The following is a 15795-nucleotide window of genomic DNA, read 5'->3' on the forward strand; positions in this document are numbered from 1 at the left end:
CGAATACGAGTAGAATCAACACCGTGCGCCATGTCCACCAAATTTAAACCGGACAGCAGTGGGACAAGCCCGAGCATGACGGTGGAGAGAGCGTATATCGCCTAAGGCAGCAACCTATGTTGCCGAACCTTTGTCCCTTACTCCGCAGCTGCCAGCAGCTTCTTTTCGCGGGCCGCACGCAGGCGCTCGAAATCGTCGCCGGCATGGTGGGAAGAGCGGGTCAGCGGGCTCGACGACACCATCAGGAAGCCCTTGGTGTAAGCCACCGTCTCATAGGACTTGAACTCTTCTGGCGTCACGAAGGCCTCGACCTTGTGGTGCTTGCGGGTCGGCTGCAGATATTGGCCGATGGTCAGGAAGTCCACATCGGCGCTGCGCAGGTCGTCCATCAGCTGCAGCACTTCGTTGCGCTCTTCACCGAGGCCGACCATGATGCCCGACTTGGTGAACATGGTGGGATCGAGTTCCTTCACCCGCTGCAAGAGGCGCACGGAGTGGAAATAGCGCGCGCCGGGGCGAACCGTGAGGTAATTGCCCGGAACGGTTTCCATATTGTGGTTGAAGACATCGGGCTTGGCGGCCACGACACGCTCCAGCGCGCCGGGCTTCTTCAGGAAGTCGGGCGTGAGGATTTCGATGGTCGTCGTCGGAGACGCGGCGCGGATCGCCCAGATCACCTTTTCGAAATGTTCAGCGCCGCCATCGGCGAGATCGTCACGGTCAACCGAAGTGATGACGACGTGGGAAAGGCCCATCTGCTTGACGGCCTTGGCGACGTTCTCCGGCTCGTTCATATCCAGCGGATTGGGCTTGCCGGTCGCGACATTGCAGAAGGCGCAGGCGCGGGTGCAGATTTCACCCATGATCATGAAGGTCGCGTGTTTCTTGTCCCAGCATTCGCCGATATTCGGACAGCCGGCTTCCTCGCACACCGTCACCAGCTTGTGCGAACGCACCAGTTCACGCGTCTCGTGATAGCCCTTGGAGGTCGGCGCCTTGACGCGGATCCATTCCGGCTTGCGCATGACCTCGGTATCGGGCTTATGCGCCTTTTCCGGGTGGCGAATGCGCTTTTCGTCGGACGACGTCCTGTCGAGAATAGTGACCATTAAAAACCTGCTTCCATCGCCCCTGGCGACCTAAACATCTGTTGGCCCGATGCTTTAGAACAATTCCAGAAAAAGCGTAAGCCCCTTCCGGTCACGAAGCCTTTCAGCGCCGTACCAGCTTCGCCAGAAACAGCAAAAGGCTGGCACCGATGAACGACGTGACGAAATAGCCGAGCCTGCTGTCCTGCACGAAAACATCGAAGGTTCGAAGCACCGCAACGGCAACCACCGAACCGACAATGCCAAGAACGATGTTCATGAAAATGCCGAAGCGCATATCCATGAGCTTGCCCGCAAGCCAGCCGGCGAGACCGCCGATGATGATTGCTGCAATCCAGCCTACACTTTCCATTCCCACGCTCCCTGAAAGAACCAGCCCCTTTTAAGGAGCCTGCATCGAGACATATGGGACACCCGGCATGGTTAGACAATGCCGGGTGTCACGGAGCACTTATGCGTTCAGCACACGCCCATAGGCGTCGAGCACGCTTTCCTTCATCGATTCCGAAATGGTCGGATGCGGGAAAATCGTGTGCATCAGGTCTTCTTCAGTGGTCTCGAGGTTCATGGCAACAACGAAGCCCTGAATGAGTTCTGTCACTTCCGCGCCGACCATATGGGCGCCGAGCAATTCACCGGTCTTCTTGTCGAAGATGGTCTTGACCATGCCCTGATCTTCGCCGAGCGCGACAGCCTTGCCGTTCGCCGCAAAGGAGAATCGACCGACGCGGATGTCGCGGCCCTGTTCCTTCGCCTTGGCTTCGGTGAGACCGACCGAGGCGACCTGCGGGTTGCAATAGGTGCAACCCGGAATCTTGAGCTTGTCCATCGGATGCACATTCGGCAGACCGGCGATCTTTTCCACGCAGATCACTGCTTCATGCTCGGCCTTGTGGGCGAGCAGCGGCGGGCCGGCGACATCGCCGATGGCGTAGATGCCCGGCACGTTGGTCTTGCCGTAACCGTCGATGACGATAAAGCCGCGATCGGTCTTCACGCCGGCCGCCTCAAGGCCGATTCCTTCGATATTGGCGACGACGCCGACGGCGGAAATCATCCGGTCAGCCGTGATCTTCTCGGAAGAACCGTCCTTCTTCTCGAGCGTCGCGGTGATGGAGTTCGCGCCCTTCTCCACCTTGGAAACCTTGGTCTCCAGATGGATTTTCATGCCCTGCTTTTCGAGCTGCTTCTTGGCGAAGGTGGAGATTTCCGCATCCTCGACCGGCATGACCTGGCTCATGATTTCGACGACGGTGACGTCGACGCCCATGGTGCGGTAGAAGCTGGCGAATTCGATGCCGATGGCACCCGAGCCCATGACCAGCAGCGACTTCGGCATTTCTTCCGGCTTCATCGCCTCGAAATAGGTCCAGATCAGCTTGCCATCTGGCTCGATGCCAGGCAGCGCACGCGGGCGCGCACCTGTCGCGACGATGATGTGCTTGGCGGTATAGGTGCCCTCGCCCAGCGTGTTCTTCGGCACGGGACCCTGGGGCTGAACCACCGGCTTGGTGGACTTGCCGACAACGATTTCGCCGGGCTTGGTGATCTTGGCTTCACCCCAGATGATATCGACCTTGTTCTTCTTGAACAGGAAGCCGACGCCATTGTTCATGCGCGCAGCAATGCCGCGCGAGCGCGCGACAATTGCCTTGACGTCCGGCTTGATCGAGCCTTCCAGCGTCAGGCCGTAATCCTTGGCATGGGTGGCGGTGTGCATGACATCGGCGGTGCGCAGCAGGGCCTTGGTTGGAATGCAGCCCCAGTTGGAGCAGATACCGGCCAGATGCTCGCGCTCCACGACGGCAACCTTCATGCCGAGCTGGGCTGCGCGGATCGCGGCAATATAACCGCCCGGTCCCGAACCGATGATGATGACGTCATAAGATTGAGCCATTGGAAATCCTGCCTTGTCTTATTCGGAGAACGGCAAACCGCCCCGAAACGAGAATGAGTGTCAAAGTCCGAGCATCATGCGGACGACGGGCTCCAGCCCGCGGCCGATGGCCCGCGTGTTTTCAGCATCGAGATGAACGCCGTCCACCGGCGTCGTGCGGGCAACGGAGCCGGCATCGAAAAAGCCGCAATCGAGCTCGTCGGCCAGATCCCGGTAAACGGACGCCAGCATTGCCGATTCATCGATCGCATCACGAAAGATCGCGCCCATGAAAGGATTTGCCGTCTCGCAAAGCTGCGGCGGGGCGACGATCAGCACGTCAGGCGCTTCCCAGTCCGGAACCTGCCAGATGTGGTTGCGCGTGAGCTTCACAAGCCGCTCCACGCCCTTCATGGCAACAATCGCCGACCCATGGATCGCCGGTTTCATGTCGTTGGTGCCAAGCATGATAATCACCAGATCAAGCGGCGCATGGCTGTGCAGCAACGTCGGAAGAATCCGCGCACCGTTGCGGTCGCAATCGGCGGTGTTGTCGTCATAGGCGGTGGTGCGACCGCCAAGACCTTCGTGGATCACGTGCGCGTCAGAACCGAGCGCCTTCTGCAAGACGCTCGGCCAAAGATCGTCATGGCTATGCCGGCCACCCGTTTCCGCATTTGATCCCCAGGTCAGGGAATCGCCAAAGCAGAGGACCGACTTCACCATTTTACTCTCCGATCAAACCAGCATGCCCATCGGGTTTTCGATGTACCGCTTGAAGGCGCCGATCAGTTCGGCTCCGAGCGCGCCATCGACGCAACGATGGTCGGTGGAGAGCGTGACGGTCATGACGTTGGCGATCTTGATCTCGCCATTCTTCACGACAGCGCGTTCTTCACCAGCGCCGACCGCCAGGATGGTGGCATGCGGCGGGTTGATGACGGCGGAGAAGCTCTTGACGCCCATCATGCCCATGTTGGACACGGCAGTCGTGCCGCCCTGATACTCCTCGGGCTTCAGCTTGCGCTCTTTTGCGCGCTTGCCGTAGTCCTTCATCTCGTTGGAGATGGTGGAGAGCGACTTCTGCTCGGCCTTGCGGATGATCGGCGTGATCAGCCCACCCGGAATGGAAACGGCAACGCCGACATCCGAATGCTTGTGCTTGACCATGGCGCTTTCCGTCCAGGAGACGTTGGCATCAGGCACGTCACGAAGCGCCAGCGCCAGCGCCTTGATGACCATATCGTTGACCGACAGCTTGTAGGCTGGCTTGCCGTCCTTTTCAGGGGCAGCAGCGTTAAGCTGGGCGCGCAGCGCCAGAAGCGTATCCAGTTCGCAATCGACCGAGACGTAGAAATGCGGAACGGTCTGCTTGGATTCGACCAGACGCTTGGCAATGACCTTGCGCATTCCATCATGCGGCACGAGCTCGTAGGAGCCTTCTTCGAACAGCTTGAGAACTGCTTCGTCCGACTGACCCTTGGCGAGTGCGGGGGCCGGTGCCCCTGCGGACGCGGCAGCCGCGCTCGGCGCAGTCTTTGCACCGCCGGAAGCGGCAGCCTTTTCGACGTCTGTCTTCACGATGCGGCCATGCGGGCCGGAACCGGAGACGGCCGAGAGGTCGAGACCGGCTTCCTTGGCGAGACGGCGGGCAAGCGGCGACGCGAAGATGCGCTCGCCGGACTTTGCGACCGGAGCCGGCGTGGAAGATGCGGCAGCCTGATCGGCCACGGGCTTTTCAGCCTTGGCCGGGGCAGACTCTTCCTTCAGCGCTTCAGCCTTTGCGGCTTCCTGCTTCGGGGCTTCCGCCTTGGCAGGAGCGGCAGCGCCGCCCTTTGCCGCCTCGGCAACATCCTCGCCATCGGCGGCGAGGATTGCGATGAGGGCGTTGACCTTGACCGCTTCGGTGCCTGCCGGAACAACCAGCTTGGCAACCGTGCCTTCGTCAACGGCTTCCACTTCCATGGTCGCCTTGTCGGTCTCGATCTCGGCGATCACGTCACCGGGTGCGACCTTGTCGCCTTCCTTGACCAGCCACTTGGCCAGATTGCCCTCTTCCATCGTCGGAGAAAGGGCAGGCATGGTGATGTTTATCGGCATCGAAACGCCTCCCCTTACTTGTAGCAGACGGTTTTGACGGCCTGAACGACTTCATCGACGTTGGGCAGAGCCAGCTTTTCGAGGTTCGCCGCATAAGGCATCGGAACATCCTTGCCGGCGATCGTCAGGATCGGCGCATCGAGATAGTCGAAAGCGGCGCGCATGACCTGGTTGGCGATGAAGTCACCGACCGATGACTGCGGGAAACCTTCCTCGACGGTGACCAGACGACCGGTCTTCTTGACCGATTCGATGACGGTGGGCAGGTCCATCGGGCGGATGGTGCGCAGGTCGATCAGCTCGACATCGATGCCGAGCTTTTCGAGTTCCGCAACCGCCTTGATGGCATAGGTCATGCCGATGCCGAAGGAAACGATGGTAGCGTCCTTGCCCTTGCGGTGAATGCGCGCCTTGCCGATAGGCAGCACGAAATCATCGAGCTTCGGCACTTCGAAGCTCTGGCCGTAGAGAATTTCATTCTCGAGGAAGATGACCGGATTTGGATCGCGGATGGCGGCCTTGAGCAGACCCTTGGCGTCAGCAGCCGTGTAAGGCATGACGACCTTGAGGCCCGGAATATGGCTGTACCATGCGGCATAACATTGCGAATGCTGCGCGCCAACGCGGGCAGCAGCACCCGAGGGGCCACGGAACACCATCGGAGCGCCCATCTGGCCGCCCGACATGTAAAGCGTCTTTGCCGCCGAGTTGACGATCTGGTCGATCGCCTGCATGGCGAAGTTGAAGGTCATGAATTCGACGATAGGTCGCAGGCCCGTCATCGCCGCACCGACGCCGATACCGGCAAAGCCGTGCTCGGTGATTGGGGTATCGATGACGCGACGTTCACCGAATTCCTGCAGCAACCCTTGAGTGATCTTGTAGGCGCCCTGATATTCGGCGACTTCTTCACCCATGACGAAGACTTTTTCGTCGGCGCGCATTTCTTCGGCCATGGCGTCGCGCAGCGCTTCACGCACCGTCGTCATCACCATTTCCGTGCCTTCCGGAATATCCGGATCGGCTGCGGCCTCGATCTTCGGGGCTGCCGGAACCTTGGCGGCTTCCTTGGCAGCGCTCGGCTCTTCGGCAGCTTCGCGGGTCTTGCCGCCAGCGGCGTCAGAACCGGAATTGGCAGCTTCCGCCTTCGGCTCTTCCTTCTTGGCGGAAGAAGAGATTGCGTCGGCGCTTTCGCCATCCTGAAGGAGAACGGCGATTGCCGTGTTGACCTTGACGCCTTCAGTGCCGGCCTCGATCAGCAGCTTGCCGATCACGCCTTCATCGACGGCTTCCACTTCCATGGTCGCCTTGTCGGTCTCGATTTCGGCGATCACGTCACCGGATGTAACCTTGTCGCCTTCCTTTTTAAGCCACTTGGAAAGCGTGCCTTCCTCCATGGTCGGAGAAAGGGCGGGCATAAGAATTTCTACTGGCATTGGTTTCCCTTTCCCGATCAGAGCAGAATGTCGGTGTAAAGCTCGGATACATCCGGCTCTGGGTCGTTCTGGGCGAAGTCGGCGCTATCGGCGACGATATCACGGACATCCTTGTCGATGGCCTTCAATTCGTCTTCGCTTGCCCAGCCCTGCTCCAGAAGCCGCGCCTTGACCTGCTCGATCGGGTCATGTTCGGAGCGCATCTTCTGCACTTCGTCCTTGGAACGGTATTTCGCCGGGTCGGACATGGAGTGACCACGGTAACGATAGGTCAGCATTTCCAGAATGATCGGACCCTTGCCGGAGCGGCAATGTTCCAGTGCCTGGTCGGCTGCGGCCTTGACGGCGCGCACATCCATGCCATCCACCTGAACGCCGGGAATTCCGAAGGACTGGCCACGCAGCGAATAGTTCGACTGGGCCGTGGCGCGGGCGGTCGAGGTGCCCATGGCGTAACGGTTGTTTTCAACGATATAGATGATCGGCAGTTTCCAGAGAGCAGCCATATTGAAGCTCTCATAGACCTGGCCCTGGTTGGCCGCGCCATCGCCGAAATAGGTCACGGAGACATTGTCGTTGCCGCGATATTTGTTGGCGAAAGCAAGACCGGTTCCAAGAGAAACCTGAGCGCCGACGATGCCGTGCCCGCCATAGAAATGCTTCTCCTTGGAGAACATGTGCATGGAGCCGCCCTTGCCTTTTGACAGACCGCCGCGGCGGCCGGTCAATTCGGCCATGACGCCACGCGCGCTCATGCCCAGAGCCAGCATGTGGCCGTGGTCACGATAAGCGGTGATGACCTGATCGCCTTCCTTCTGCGACATCTGCATGCCGACAACAACGGCTTCCTGACCGATGTAGAGGTGACAGAAACCACCGATAAAGCCCATACCGTAGAGCTGGCCGGCCTTTTCCTCGAAGCGGCGGATGAGCAGCATTTCACGGTAAGCGTGAAGTTCGTCTTCCTTGGAGAAGTCGGGGCTGTTCTTGCCGGTGAATTCGGTTGCAGCCTTTGCCGTGGTCTTGCGGCCGGATACGGTCGCTGATTTTCGCGGCGCCATTCATCCCTCCCTGAGTTGCCATTTGAATGGATAGAGTGGCGCGTACCATATGCAAGAAAATGCCATGCAGCAATGCTTTAAACGCATGGCACATATTCACGCTAAGATGCTGTGAATAAATCAGAAATGTTAAATTAACTTGATTCAGGTTAATCAGAAATATGTGTTCATGATGACGATTTCGTCCGTGCGGGACATATTCAGCTGGTAACGGGAAATCTCGTCGATCATGTCCCGCTCCAGCGAGCCATCGCTCATCAATTCCACCTGCCGCTCCAGCGCCACACGCGCCTGCGTCAGCTTTGCAAGCTCCGCAGTGCGGGTGATACGCTGCCGCTCCAGCCGCTCCGTCGCCTGCAGGCCGAAGTCGCCATGGATGGAATGATACCCGAAATAGGAAAGAAAAGCGATCGTGATGGCCGGAACGATCAGCCGACCGAATCGTCTCTTTTTATGATGTCTGGTCCACATGCCGGAGAGAAGCCTTAAAACGCATAACCTGAGTCTCGAGACTAAGGCGGATTGTTTAACTATCCGTTGACCTTAACGGGCGATTGGCAAATGGGCATTAAAAAGCCCGCCGAAAGGCGGGCTGGATTGGCAAAGACGCTAAAAGAACGCTCGTCATGCCGGACTTGATCCGGCATCCAGCCACAGCGCGTCTGCGCTGTGAGAAGAGTCTTTCGCGATCAAGGACTTGATCGCGCTGGACCCCGGATCAAGTCCGGGGTGACGGAGTGCGGACCATACCACTCGCCGCTTAAACGAACCCGCCAGGCAACGGGCCACATCAAGAAACCCGAACGCGAATTAACCGCGCAGGATCGAACGGCCGGCGTAGGCAGCCTGCGGGCCCAGCATTTCCTCGATGCGGATCAGCTGGTTGTACTTTGCGAGCCGGTCGGAACGGGCAAGCGAGCCGGTCTTGATCTGACCGCAGTTCGTCGCAACAGCGAGATCGGCGATGGTGGAATCTTCCGTTTCGCCCGAACGGTGCGACATGACGGCGGTGTAACCGGCCTTGTGCGCCGTCTCGACCGCATCCAGCGTCTCGGAGAGCGAGCCGATCTGGTTGACCTTGACGAGGATGGAATTTGCAACGCCCATCTTGATGCCGTCACGAAGGCGCGCGGAGTTGGTGACGAAGAGATCGTCGCCGACGAGCTGGCACTTATTGCCGATGAGATCGGTCAGCGTCTTCCAGCCTTCCCAGTCGTCTTCGGCCATGCCGTCTTCGATGGAAATGATCGGGTACTTGGCGACGAGTTCCGCCAGATATTCCGCCATTGCGCCCGATTCCAGCGTGCGGCCTTCGCCTTCGAGAACGTATTTTCCGTCCTTGAAGAATTCGGTCGAGGCACAGTCGAGACCGACGAACATGTCGTCGCCCGGGCGGTAGCCGGCCTTTTCAATCGACTTCATGATGAAATCGAGCGCGGCCGGCGCGCTTTCGAGACCCGGTGCGAAACCGCCCTCGTCGCCGACATTGGTGTTGTGGCCCTGGGCAGCCAGTTCTTTCTTCAGCGTATGGAACACTTCAGAACCCATGCGCACGGCTTCGCGGATGTTTTCCGCGCCGACCGGCAGGATCATGAATTCCTGGAAGTCGATGGGGTTATCGGCATGCGCGCCGCCATTGATGATGTTCATCATCGGAACCGGCAGAAGATGTGCGTTCGGGCCGCCGACATAACGGTAAAGCGGCAGGCCGGAAGCTTCGGCGGCAGCCTTGGCGACAGCGAGCGATACGCCAAGAATGGCGTTGGCGCCGATGCGCGACTTGTTCGGCGTGCCGTCGAGCACGATCATCGTCTGGTCGATCTGGATCTGGTTCTCGGCATCGAAACCGCCGATGGCGTCGAAGATTTCCGTATTGACGGCTTCGACCGCCTTTTCCACACCCTTGCCGAGATAACGCTTGCCGCCATCGCGCAGCTCAACCGCCTCATGCGCGCCGGTGGAGGCGCCCGAAGGAACGGCGGCACGGCCCATGGAGCCGTCTTCGAGGTAAACATCGACTTCAACGGTCGGGTTGCCGCGGCTGTCGAGGATTTCGCGCGCGATGATATCGGTAATGGCAGTCATGGTCTCTCCCTTGGGAATGGAACAGATATTTTCCGTCGCCTGTCTTAGACGATGGCGAAGAAATTACAATGACGACGGGCGGCAGAAACGGCCCGCCCGCCATTAAAATCGATTGGCACAGACTGTGCCCGCCGTAACGCCTCCGCCCCTCAGGCTTTGGTAATGGCGTCGAAAGCAAGCAGCTTTTCGAGCAGTTTCGGCATGTCCTTCAGATGAACCATGTTGGGGCCGTCGGACGGCGCATTGTCCGGGTCCTCATGGGTTTCGATGAAGAGCCCGGCGACACCGACAGCAACCGCCGCCCGCGCGAGCGTCTCGACGAATTCGCGCTGGCCGCCCGTGGAGCCGCCCTGCCCGCCCGGCTGCTGAACCGAATGCGTGGCGTCAAAGACAACAGGCGCGCCGAGCGAAGCCATGATCGGCAGCGAGCGCATGTCGGAAACAAGCGTGTTGTAACCGAAGGAGGCGCCGCGCTCGCACAGAAGCACATTCGGATTGCCGCTCTCATTCAGCTTGGCCAGCACGTTCTTCATGTCCCAGGGAGCGAGGAACTGGCCCTTCTTGACATTGATGACGCGGCCGGTTTTCGCGGCGGCGACGAGAAGATCGGTCTGGCGGCTGAGAAAGGCCGGGATTTGCAGCACATCCACCACTTCGGACACAATGGCGCATTGTTCTTCGGTGTGAATGTCGGTCAGAACAGGAAAGCCGAATTCCTTCTTGAGATCGGCGAAAACCTGCATGGCGCTCTCAAGGCCGATGCCGCGCTTGCCGGAAAGCGACGTACGGTTCGCCTTGTCGAAGGACGACTTATAAACGAGCCCGATCCCCAGCTTGTCGCAAAGCTCCTTCAGGACACCGGCGATCATGAAAGCATGTTCCCGGCTTTCCATCTGGCAGGGGCCGGCGATCAGGGAAAATCGCTCGCTGTTGGAAAAGGAAACCGAATTGGCGCCGTCGCCGGCGGTGACTTTGAGATTGTTCGTAACGCTCATCATTTTTCCTCGAAGGCGAATGCAACGCCCTGACCGGGCGCGGCGGACACCACAAGACGGCCGTCCGCTTCTGCGCTGGAGACGCCATTAGCAGCAAGCACCGCTTCTGTCACGGCAAGATCGTCAACGGAAAAGACGATGCCTGCGCCGTGCAGGCCATTCGGAGAATTGGGCAGGCTTTCGCTGAAGGCCGGTTTCTGGTTCAGCCTGATGTGCGCGTTGCCGGTCGCAAAAATAATATCTCCATCTGGAGACATCTCCTCCTCACAGGCAAATACCGTTTCGATCAGACGGACCGCGTTCTGATCGCCGCCAGAAAACAGAACGATCTCGCTGAGACCGGAAGCGCCATTGGCGTGGCGCTCCAGCGCCGCCCGGTTACTCGGAAAAGCCAGCAATCGCTGGCAACTGAACAGAAAGAAATCCGAAGCCGCGCCGCTCGCTGCGAATGCCAGCCGGAATGCCGCCTCACTCTGTGAGCCGTCCGGCATCCGCACGGGCCGTGAAAATTCAAAGATATCGCCTGCCGAGAAGCCGGATGCGGAAAACCTGTCATGATCGGCAATGGCGCTTTCGCTTCTTGCCACCAGGGCCGAAAAACCCTCATCGCCATGACGCTGCCGAAAGGCCCGATCCCTGCCGGTGAACACGTCGCCCCTGTTCACCGATTCATTATATTTAGCCGGGTCAGCAATGGCGAGCGGTTCCAGATAGGTGCCGTCCGCGAAGAAAACGCAGGCATTCTGCGTGCCGAAGGGATGGAGGGCCTCCGGAGCGACGGTGAAGCCGAGAAGCTCAAGGCGGTCTTTCGCCACGGCAAGAGACTGTACCGGCAAAACGAGATGATCGACACTATTTCGGTTCGCCATTTTCGAGCCCCTGTGCTGCGGGTTTGTGCGTGACAAAAGCACAGATGACGCCAGCAATGCAAACGATCAGCTTCGCCGGGCCGGTCTCGTCACGCACCTATGGCTTACCGGCATGCATCGAGACGGTTGATCGCCTCCACGTTTTTCGCCGAAGACCCTTTCGGATCGAATTCCGATGCCAGCCAGGTATCGACGATGGCTTTCGCCAGTTCCGGTCCGATCACGCGGGCGCCCATGGTAATGATCTGGGCGTTGTTGGATTTCGCCGCCCGTTCGGCGGAATAAGTATCATGGGTCAAGGCGGCGCGGATGCCGGGCACCTTGTTGGCGGAAATGCAGACGCCGATGCCGGTTCCGCAAAACAAGAGGCCGCGATCGAATTCACCGGCGATGATGCTGCCGGCCACGGATTCGGCCAGATCGGCATAAAATCCGTCCTGGCTTCGATCCACGACGGTCAGCCCTTGCCTGCCAGAGAGATGGGCGAGCACCGCATCCAGCAGGGGTTTTCCGGCGCTGTCGGCGCCCGCGACAATTCTCATTTCGGTGTCTCCCGTTATTCGCGTGCGAGCCTCGTCGGCTTCAGCAGACATGTCCTATTTTCAAGATTGCAATCTGGCCTGTGCGCCTTCGGCAAGGCTGCGCAGGATGAGCGCGCAGGAGGTGGCGCCCGCATCGAGAACACCGAGCGAGCGCTCACCGAGACGGCTGGCGCGGCCGATCTTCGCCACGAGATTGATAGTCGAATCCCTGCCGGTTTCGGCGGCAGCGACAAGGGCTGCGGCAGCATCGTGGAATGACGCGCCCGAGGCGGTGGCGTTGTCGAATGCCGTCACGGCCGGCACCAGCGTATCCAGCAGCGTCTTGTCGCCCACCTTGGCCGAACCGATGGAACTGACGCCTTCAAGACCGGCATGCAGCATTCTGCTGAAGGACGGTGCATCGATAACCTCGGCATTTTCGATCTTCTCGGCGAATTCCGTAAACATCACCCCATAAAGAGGCCCCATGGAACCGCCGATTTCCGTCATCAGGATCGTGCCGAGCGTATCGAGCGCTTTGGCAAGCGAGGCGTCCTGCCCTCTAAGCCGGTCCGCCGCCAGGCCGAATCCCTTGGCCATGTTCACGCCATGGTCGCCATCGCCGATCTTGCCGTCGATCTCGCTGAGATAGGCGCGGTTTTCGATGATGCTTTCGGCCATGGAGAGAACGATGTCGCCGGCCCTGGCGTTCTGAAAAGACTGCATGAATTTTCTCCTCACAGCATAACGGTGCAAAGCGCTTCGGCATCGAGCAGCGGTTTCAGCTCGTCATCCAGCGCTATCACGGTCAAAGTCGCGCCCACCATCTCAAGCGACGTGAAATAGTTGCCGATATAGGTTTTGTGGATTTTCAGGCCACGCGCCGAAATCTCGGATTCTATCGTGTCGTTGAGGATGTAGAGTTCGTTGACGGGCGTCGCGCCAAGCCCGGAGACCAGCACCGCCACCTCGCTGCCGGCCGGCAGGTTGTGATCATCGAGCACGATCTTGCACATGTCCTTCGCCACATCAGCGGCGGATTTCAGCTTCTCGACGCGAACGCCGGGTTCGCCATGGTGGCCTATGCCCACTTCCATCGTGCCCGGTTCGATCTGGAAGTTGGGATGGCCGACCGCCGGCAGGGTGCAGGGGCCGAGACCGACGCCGATGGAGCGGCAATTGTCGATGGCCTTCTGGGCGGTGGCGCGCACCTCCTCCAGCGAAGCGCCGCTTGCCGCCTTGGCGCCGCCGATCTTCCACATGAAGATTTCGCCAGCGACACCGCGGCGTTTCTCACGCTCCTCGGGGGCAGCGGAACACACATCGTCATTAGCGACGACGGTGGCGATCTCGATGCCGTCTTTGGCGGCGAGTTTTGTCGCCATCTTCACATTCATATTGTCCCCGGCATAATTGCCGTAGAGCACGATCACGCCCCTGCCGCCATTGGCTTCGCGGATCGCGTCGTGAAAGCTCTTGGCCGTGGGTGATGAAAACAATTCGCCAACGGCGACGGCATCCAGCATGTTGCGGCCGGTGTAGCCGATAAAGGCCGGCTCATGGCCGGAGCCGCCACCCGTGACAACACCGACCTTGCCGGCGACCGGCGCACCCCTGGCAACGACGACACGCGGATTGTCCGCAAGGCGCACGATGTCGCAATGGGCTTTGACGAAGCCTTTCACCGTATCCTCGACCACCTCGTCGGGGTTATTCACAAATCTCTGCATTACTCTCCTCCTTTATGCCGTCTACGCGCCAGCCCCTGCCGAGCTTGCGGCTCCGCCCCCGGCCAATCCTCTTTTGACTGCGTCAAGCGAAGCCGTCAGCGCCTGCTCTATTTCCCGAAGCGATGCAGGGCTGATGCGCCTTACCGGCTGGGCATCCGCGCGACGGTGCAGGCGGGCTGGAAACTCGATGCTGATCGGCATCTCCGGCTTTTTGGCAATCTCACCGAGCAGCTTGTGGCAATCGATATCGCCTTCGCCCACCGGCACGAAAAACCAGCCTTCCGGCGTTCGTTTCACGTCCTTGATATGCGCGTGGACCGAGGCAGGCAGCGCCGCCACCGCGTCATCGGCAAAATTTTTGAGTTGCGGACGATGGGACGCGGTATTGGCCGCGTCATAATTCAGCCCCAGCCATGGGGAGCCGAAACGACGCGTGAGCGCGACGCCCTCCTGCGCGATGTTGAAAAGGTTGTCGCTGCCATCGCCGGGATTTTCCAGCCCGATCACGATGCCGAAGGCCTCAGCACGACGCAGAAGCACTTCGATATTGCGCAGGAACCGGTCTTCGCGTTGCCGGGCCGAGGCATTTGTGGCGATAACCCTCGCGCCGATTCCCGCTGCAAAAGCCATTCTGCCGGTGAAAATTTCTACGGAATCGTCCAGTCCAAGATCGATATGCGACGACATGGCATGGCAGCCCAGCCCGGCATCATCAAGCGACCGGCGCCATGACGCCATTTCAGCCGGCAGGAACGCGCTTTCATCAAATTGTTCGGTGTAACCGACGATAAAGGCAGGCTCCACATGGCAAAAACCGATCCTGGCGATGCTCTCCAGCATCTCCTCGCGCCCATAGCCGTCATATGGCGCGCCGGACGCCGATATGATGCGATCTTTCATGCAATCCTCCCCTTGAGCCGCATCCGAAGGGACGATGCCGATCACGCTGCAACCTCATTATTCCGACCGGAAAATGACGGAGAGCTCCGCTCGTGAGCAAGCGGAAAAAATTAACGCGCCAGTGAATTCAATTCACGTAACAATCGCATTCCTATTCAAACGCAGGATCCTGAAGGTCTTCGATCAGCCAGTCGGCAAACCGTCTTGCCAGTCTGCGCTGGCTGCCGGATTTGGGATAGGCGAGATAATGGCCGACATAGTGGAGGTCCTGCGTCGCGCCGCTTAAGGGCGCGACCAGCCGCCCGGATTTTATCTCGCGATGGGCAAGCCGTGTCGATTCCAGCGCCACGCCGACGCCATTGGCGGCGGCATCGATCGCCAGGAAACTACGGTCGAAACTCATGGCCTGAATGGGCGGCTTGCCGAGCCCGTTGGCCTCGAACCAGTCCGGCCATTGCAGACGTTTGTTGTCGCTTCGAATAAGCAATTGCCGGTTCAAATCCCGGGGTGTCGTGATCTCGTCCGCGAGCGCCGGCGAGCACAGCGGCGTGACACGCTCGCTGCCCAGCGGAATGATGATGAGATCGTCTCCCTGCGGTTCGCCATAGATGATATCGGCATCGAATTCACCATCGACGAAACGCACATAAGCGGTGCTGGCCGCCAGCCGCACCTCGATCCCCGGATTGGCGTTCAAGAATTGCGGCAGGCGCGGCGACAATACCTGCGCCGCATAGCTGGGCGCACAATGCAGGCGCAGAAGATGGGAGCGGTTGGAGGACACCACCTCAATGCCCTGCCGTAACTCCTCGAAGGCGTTCGATGCATGTATCAGAAGCGTCTGCCCCGCCGCCGTCAGGCGCACGGTTCGCGTGGTGCGCTCGAAAAGCGGTGTACCGAGCACCCTTTCGAGCTTGACGATGGCATGGCTGACGGCGCTCGCCGACAAGTTGAGCTCATCGGCAGCGGCCCGGAAAGAGCCAAGCCGGGCGGCAGATTCGAAGGCGCGGATGGAGGTGAGTGAAATGCCGTTCAACATTCGATTACTGAAGCAGATTCATGAGATGATGTAAACTTCGCGTTTGAAGCGCCCTCTGCCCATCTGCAATATCG

16 protein-coding genes are annotated in these 15795 nt (G+C 59.6%); all 16 read right to left on the bottom strand.

Translation table 11 applies throughout. From position 1 onward, the window contains the following. Positions 1-137 precede the first annotated feature (137 nt). The gene (gene lipA / locus BTE54_RS21605) at positions 138-1109 is read right to left on the bottom strand and encodes a lipoyl synthase (protein ID WP_078053954.1); all 972 of its coding nucleotides are present in this window, start codon (positions 1107-1109) and stop codon (positions 138-140) included. A gap of 103 nt (positions 1110-1212) precedes the next feature. Then, the gene (locus tag BTE54_RS21610; protein ID WP_020012453.1) at positions 1213-1461 is read right to left on the bottom strand and encodes a GlsB/YeaQ/YmgE family stress response membrane protein; all 249 of its coding nucleotides are present in this window, start codon (positions 1459-1461) and stop codon (positions 1213-1215) included. A gap of 99 nt (positions 1462-1560) precedes the next feature. Continuing rightward, on the bottom strand, positions 1561-3006 hold the full coding sequence (gene lpdA / locus BTE54_RS21615; RefSeq protein ID WP_004441615.1) for a dihydrolipoyl dehydrogenase: 1446 nt from the start codon (positions 3004-3006) through the stop codon (positions 1561-1563). A gap of 60 nt (positions 3007-3066) precedes the next feature. Continuing rightward, the gene (locus tag BTE54_RS21620; protein ID WP_078053955.1) at positions 3067-3711 is read right to left on the bottom strand and encodes an SGNH/GDSL hydrolase family protein; all 645 of its coding nucleotides are present in this window, start codon (positions 3709-3711) and stop codon (positions 3067-3069) included. A 12-nt stretch (positions 3712-3723) separates the two neighbouring features. Then, positions 3724-5085: a pyruvate dehydrogenase complex dihydrolipoamide acetyltransferase gene (locus tag BTE54_RS21625; RefSeq protein ID WP_078053956.1), complete on the bottom strand. Its 1362-nt coding sequence runs from the start codon at positions 5083-5085 to the stop codon at positions 3724-3726. Between the two features lie 14 nt (positions 5086-5099). After that, on the bottom strand, positions 5100-6521 hold the full coding sequence (locus BTE54_RS21630) for a pyruvate dehydrogenase complex E1 component subunit beta (protein WP_078053957.1): 1422 nt from the start codon (positions 6519-6521) through the stop codon (positions 5100-5102). Between the two features lie 17 nt (positions 6522-6538). After that, the gene (gene pdhA, locus BTE54_RS21635) at positions 6539-7582 is read right to left on the bottom strand and encodes a pyruvate dehydrogenase (acetyl-transferring) E1 component subunit alpha (protein WP_065653902.1); all 1044 of its coding nucleotides are present in this window, start codon (positions 7580-7582) and stop codon (positions 6539-6541) included. Positions 7583-7735: 153 nt separating this feature from the next. After that, on the bottom strand, positions 7736-8053 hold the full coding sequence (locus BTE54_RS21640) for a septum formation initiator family protein (protein WP_003502598.1): 318 nt from the start codon (positions 8051-8053) through the stop codon (positions 7736-7738). 339 nt (positions 8054-8392) lie between these two features. Further along, positions 8393-9667, bottom strand: a complete 1275-nt coding sequence (eno, locus tag BTE54_RS21645) for a phosphopyruvate hydratase (protein ID WP_003521367.1) — start codon at positions 9665-9667, stop codon at positions 8393-8395. Positions 9668-9816: 149 nt separating this feature from the next. Then, a complete protein-coding gene (kdsA, locus tag BTE54_RS21650) occupies positions 9817-10662 on the bottom strand; it encodes a 3-deoxy-8-phosphooctulonate synthase (protein WP_078053958.1) in 846 nt (281 codons plus the stop codon). Beyond that, the gene (locus tag BTE54_RS21655) at positions 10662-11531 is read right to left on the bottom strand and encodes a VOC family protein (protein ID WP_078053959.1); all 870 of its coding nucleotides are present in this window, start codon (positions 11529-11531) and stop codon (positions 10662-10664) included. The genes kdsA and BTE54_RS21655 overlap by 1 nt, the downstream gene beginning before the upstream one ends. A gap of 104 nt (positions 11532-11635) precedes the next feature. Further along, a complete protein-coding gene (locus tag BTE54_RS21660; RefSeq protein ID WP_078053960.1) occupies positions 11636-12073 on the bottom strand; it encodes an RpiB/LacA/LacB family sugar-phosphate isomerase in 438 nt (145 codons plus the stop codon). 60 nt (positions 12074-12133) lie between these two features. Beyond that, entirely contained in the window at positions 12134-12778 is a 645-nt protein-coding gene (dhaL, locus tag BTE54_RS21665) for a dihydroxyacetone kinase subunit DhaL (protein ID WP_078053961.1), read from the bottom strand. An 11-nt stretch (positions 12779-12789) separates the two neighbouring features. Then, positions 12790-13782: a dihydroxyacetone kinase subunit DhaK gene (locus BTE54_RS21670; protein ID WP_078053962.1), complete on the bottom strand. Its 993-nt coding sequence runs from the start codon at positions 13780-13782 to the stop codon at positions 12790-12792. A 21-nt stretch (positions 13783-13803) separates the two neighbouring features. Beyond that, a complete protein-coding gene (locus BTE54_RS21675; RefSeq protein WP_078053963.1) occupies positions 13804-14682 on the bottom strand; it encodes a sugar phosphate isomerase/epimerase in 879 nt (292 codons plus the stop codon). 151 nt (positions 14683-14833) lie between these two features. Beyond that, complete coding sequence (locus BTE54_RS21680; protein WP_078053964.1) at positions 14834-15721, bottom strand: LysR substrate-binding domain-containing protein; 888 nt, start codon at positions 15719-15721, stop codon at positions 14834-14836. Positions 15722-15795: the final 74 nt, after the last annotated feature.

This window comes from Agrobacterium sp. YIC 4121 (assembly GCF_002008205.1).
Taxonomy (GTDB): domain Bacteria; phylum Pseudomonadota; class Alphaproteobacteria; order Rhizobiales; family Rhizobiaceae; genus Agrobacterium; species Agrobacterium leguminum.

What these genes read in the sequence shown, in the direction of transcription:
- dhaL (WP_078053961.1), bottom strand. Translation starts at nt 12,778, where the DNA reads ATGCAGTCTTTTCAGAACGCCAGGGCCGGCGACATCGTTCTCTCCATG.
- pdhA (WP_065653902.1), bottom strand. Translation starts at nt 7,582, where the DNA reads ATGGCGCCGCGAAAATCAGCGACCGTATCCGGCCGCAAGACCACGGCA.
- BTE54_RS21660 (WP_078053960.1), bottom strand. Translation starts at nt 12,073, where the DNA reads ATGAGAATTGTCGCGGGCGCCGACAGCGCCGGAAAACCCCTGCTGGAT.
- BTE54_RS21675 (WP_078053963.1), bottom strand. Translation starts at nt 14,682, where the DNA reads ATGAAAGATCGCATCATATCGGCGTCCGGCGCGCCATATGACGGCTAT.
- BTE54_RS21670 (WP_078053962.1), bottom strand. Translation starts at nt 13,782, where the DNA reads ATGCAGAGATTTGTGAATAACCCCGACGAGGTGGTCGAGGATACGGTG.
- BTE54_RS21625 (WP_078053956.1), bottom strand. Translation starts at nt 5,085, where the DNA reads ATGCCGATAAACATCACCATGCCTGCCCTTTCTCCGACGATGGAAGAG.
- BTE54_RS21640 (WP_003502598.1), bottom strand. Translation starts at nt 8,053, where the DNA reads ATGTGGACCAGACATCATAAAAAGAGACGATTCGGTCGGCTGATCGTT.
- lipA (WP_078053954.1), bottom strand. Translation starts at nt 1,109, where the DNA reads ATGGTCACTATTCTCGACAGGACGTCGTCCGACGAAAAGCGCATTCGC.
- kdsA (WP_078053958.1), bottom strand. Translation starts at nt 10,662, where the DNA reads ATGAGCGTTACGAACAATCTCAAAGTCACCGCCGGCGACGGCGCCAAT.
- BTE54_RS21610 (WP_020012453.1), bottom strand. Translation starts at nt 1,461, where the DNA reads ATGGAAAGTGTAGGCTGGATTGCAGCAATCATCATCGGCGGTCTCGCC.
- eno (WP_003521367.1), bottom strand. Translation starts at nt 9,667, where the DNA reads ATGACTGCCATTACCGATATCATCGCGCGCGAAATCCTCGACAGCCGC.
- BTE54_RS21630 (WP_078053957.1), bottom strand. Translation starts at nt 6,521, where the DNA reads ATGCCAGTAGAAATTCTTATGCCCGCCCTTTCTCCGACCATGGAGGAA.
- lpdA (WP_004441615.1), bottom strand. Translation starts at nt 3,006, where the DNA reads ATGGCTCAATCTTATGACGTCATCATCATCGGTTCGGGACCGGGCGGT.
- BTE54_RS21620 (WP_078053955.1), bottom strand. Translation starts at nt 3,711, where the DNA reads ATGGTGAAGTCGGTCCTCTGCTTTGGCGATTCCCTGACCTGGGGATCA.
- BTE54_RS21655 (WP_078053959.1), bottom strand. Translation starts at nt 11,531, where the DNA reads ATGGCGAACCGAAATAGTGTCGATCATCTCGTTTTGCCGGTACAGTCT.
- BTE54_RS21680 (WP_078053964.1), bottom strand. Translation starts at nt 15,721, where the DNA reads ATGTTGAACGGCATTTCACTCACCTCCATCCGCGCCTTCGAATCTGCC.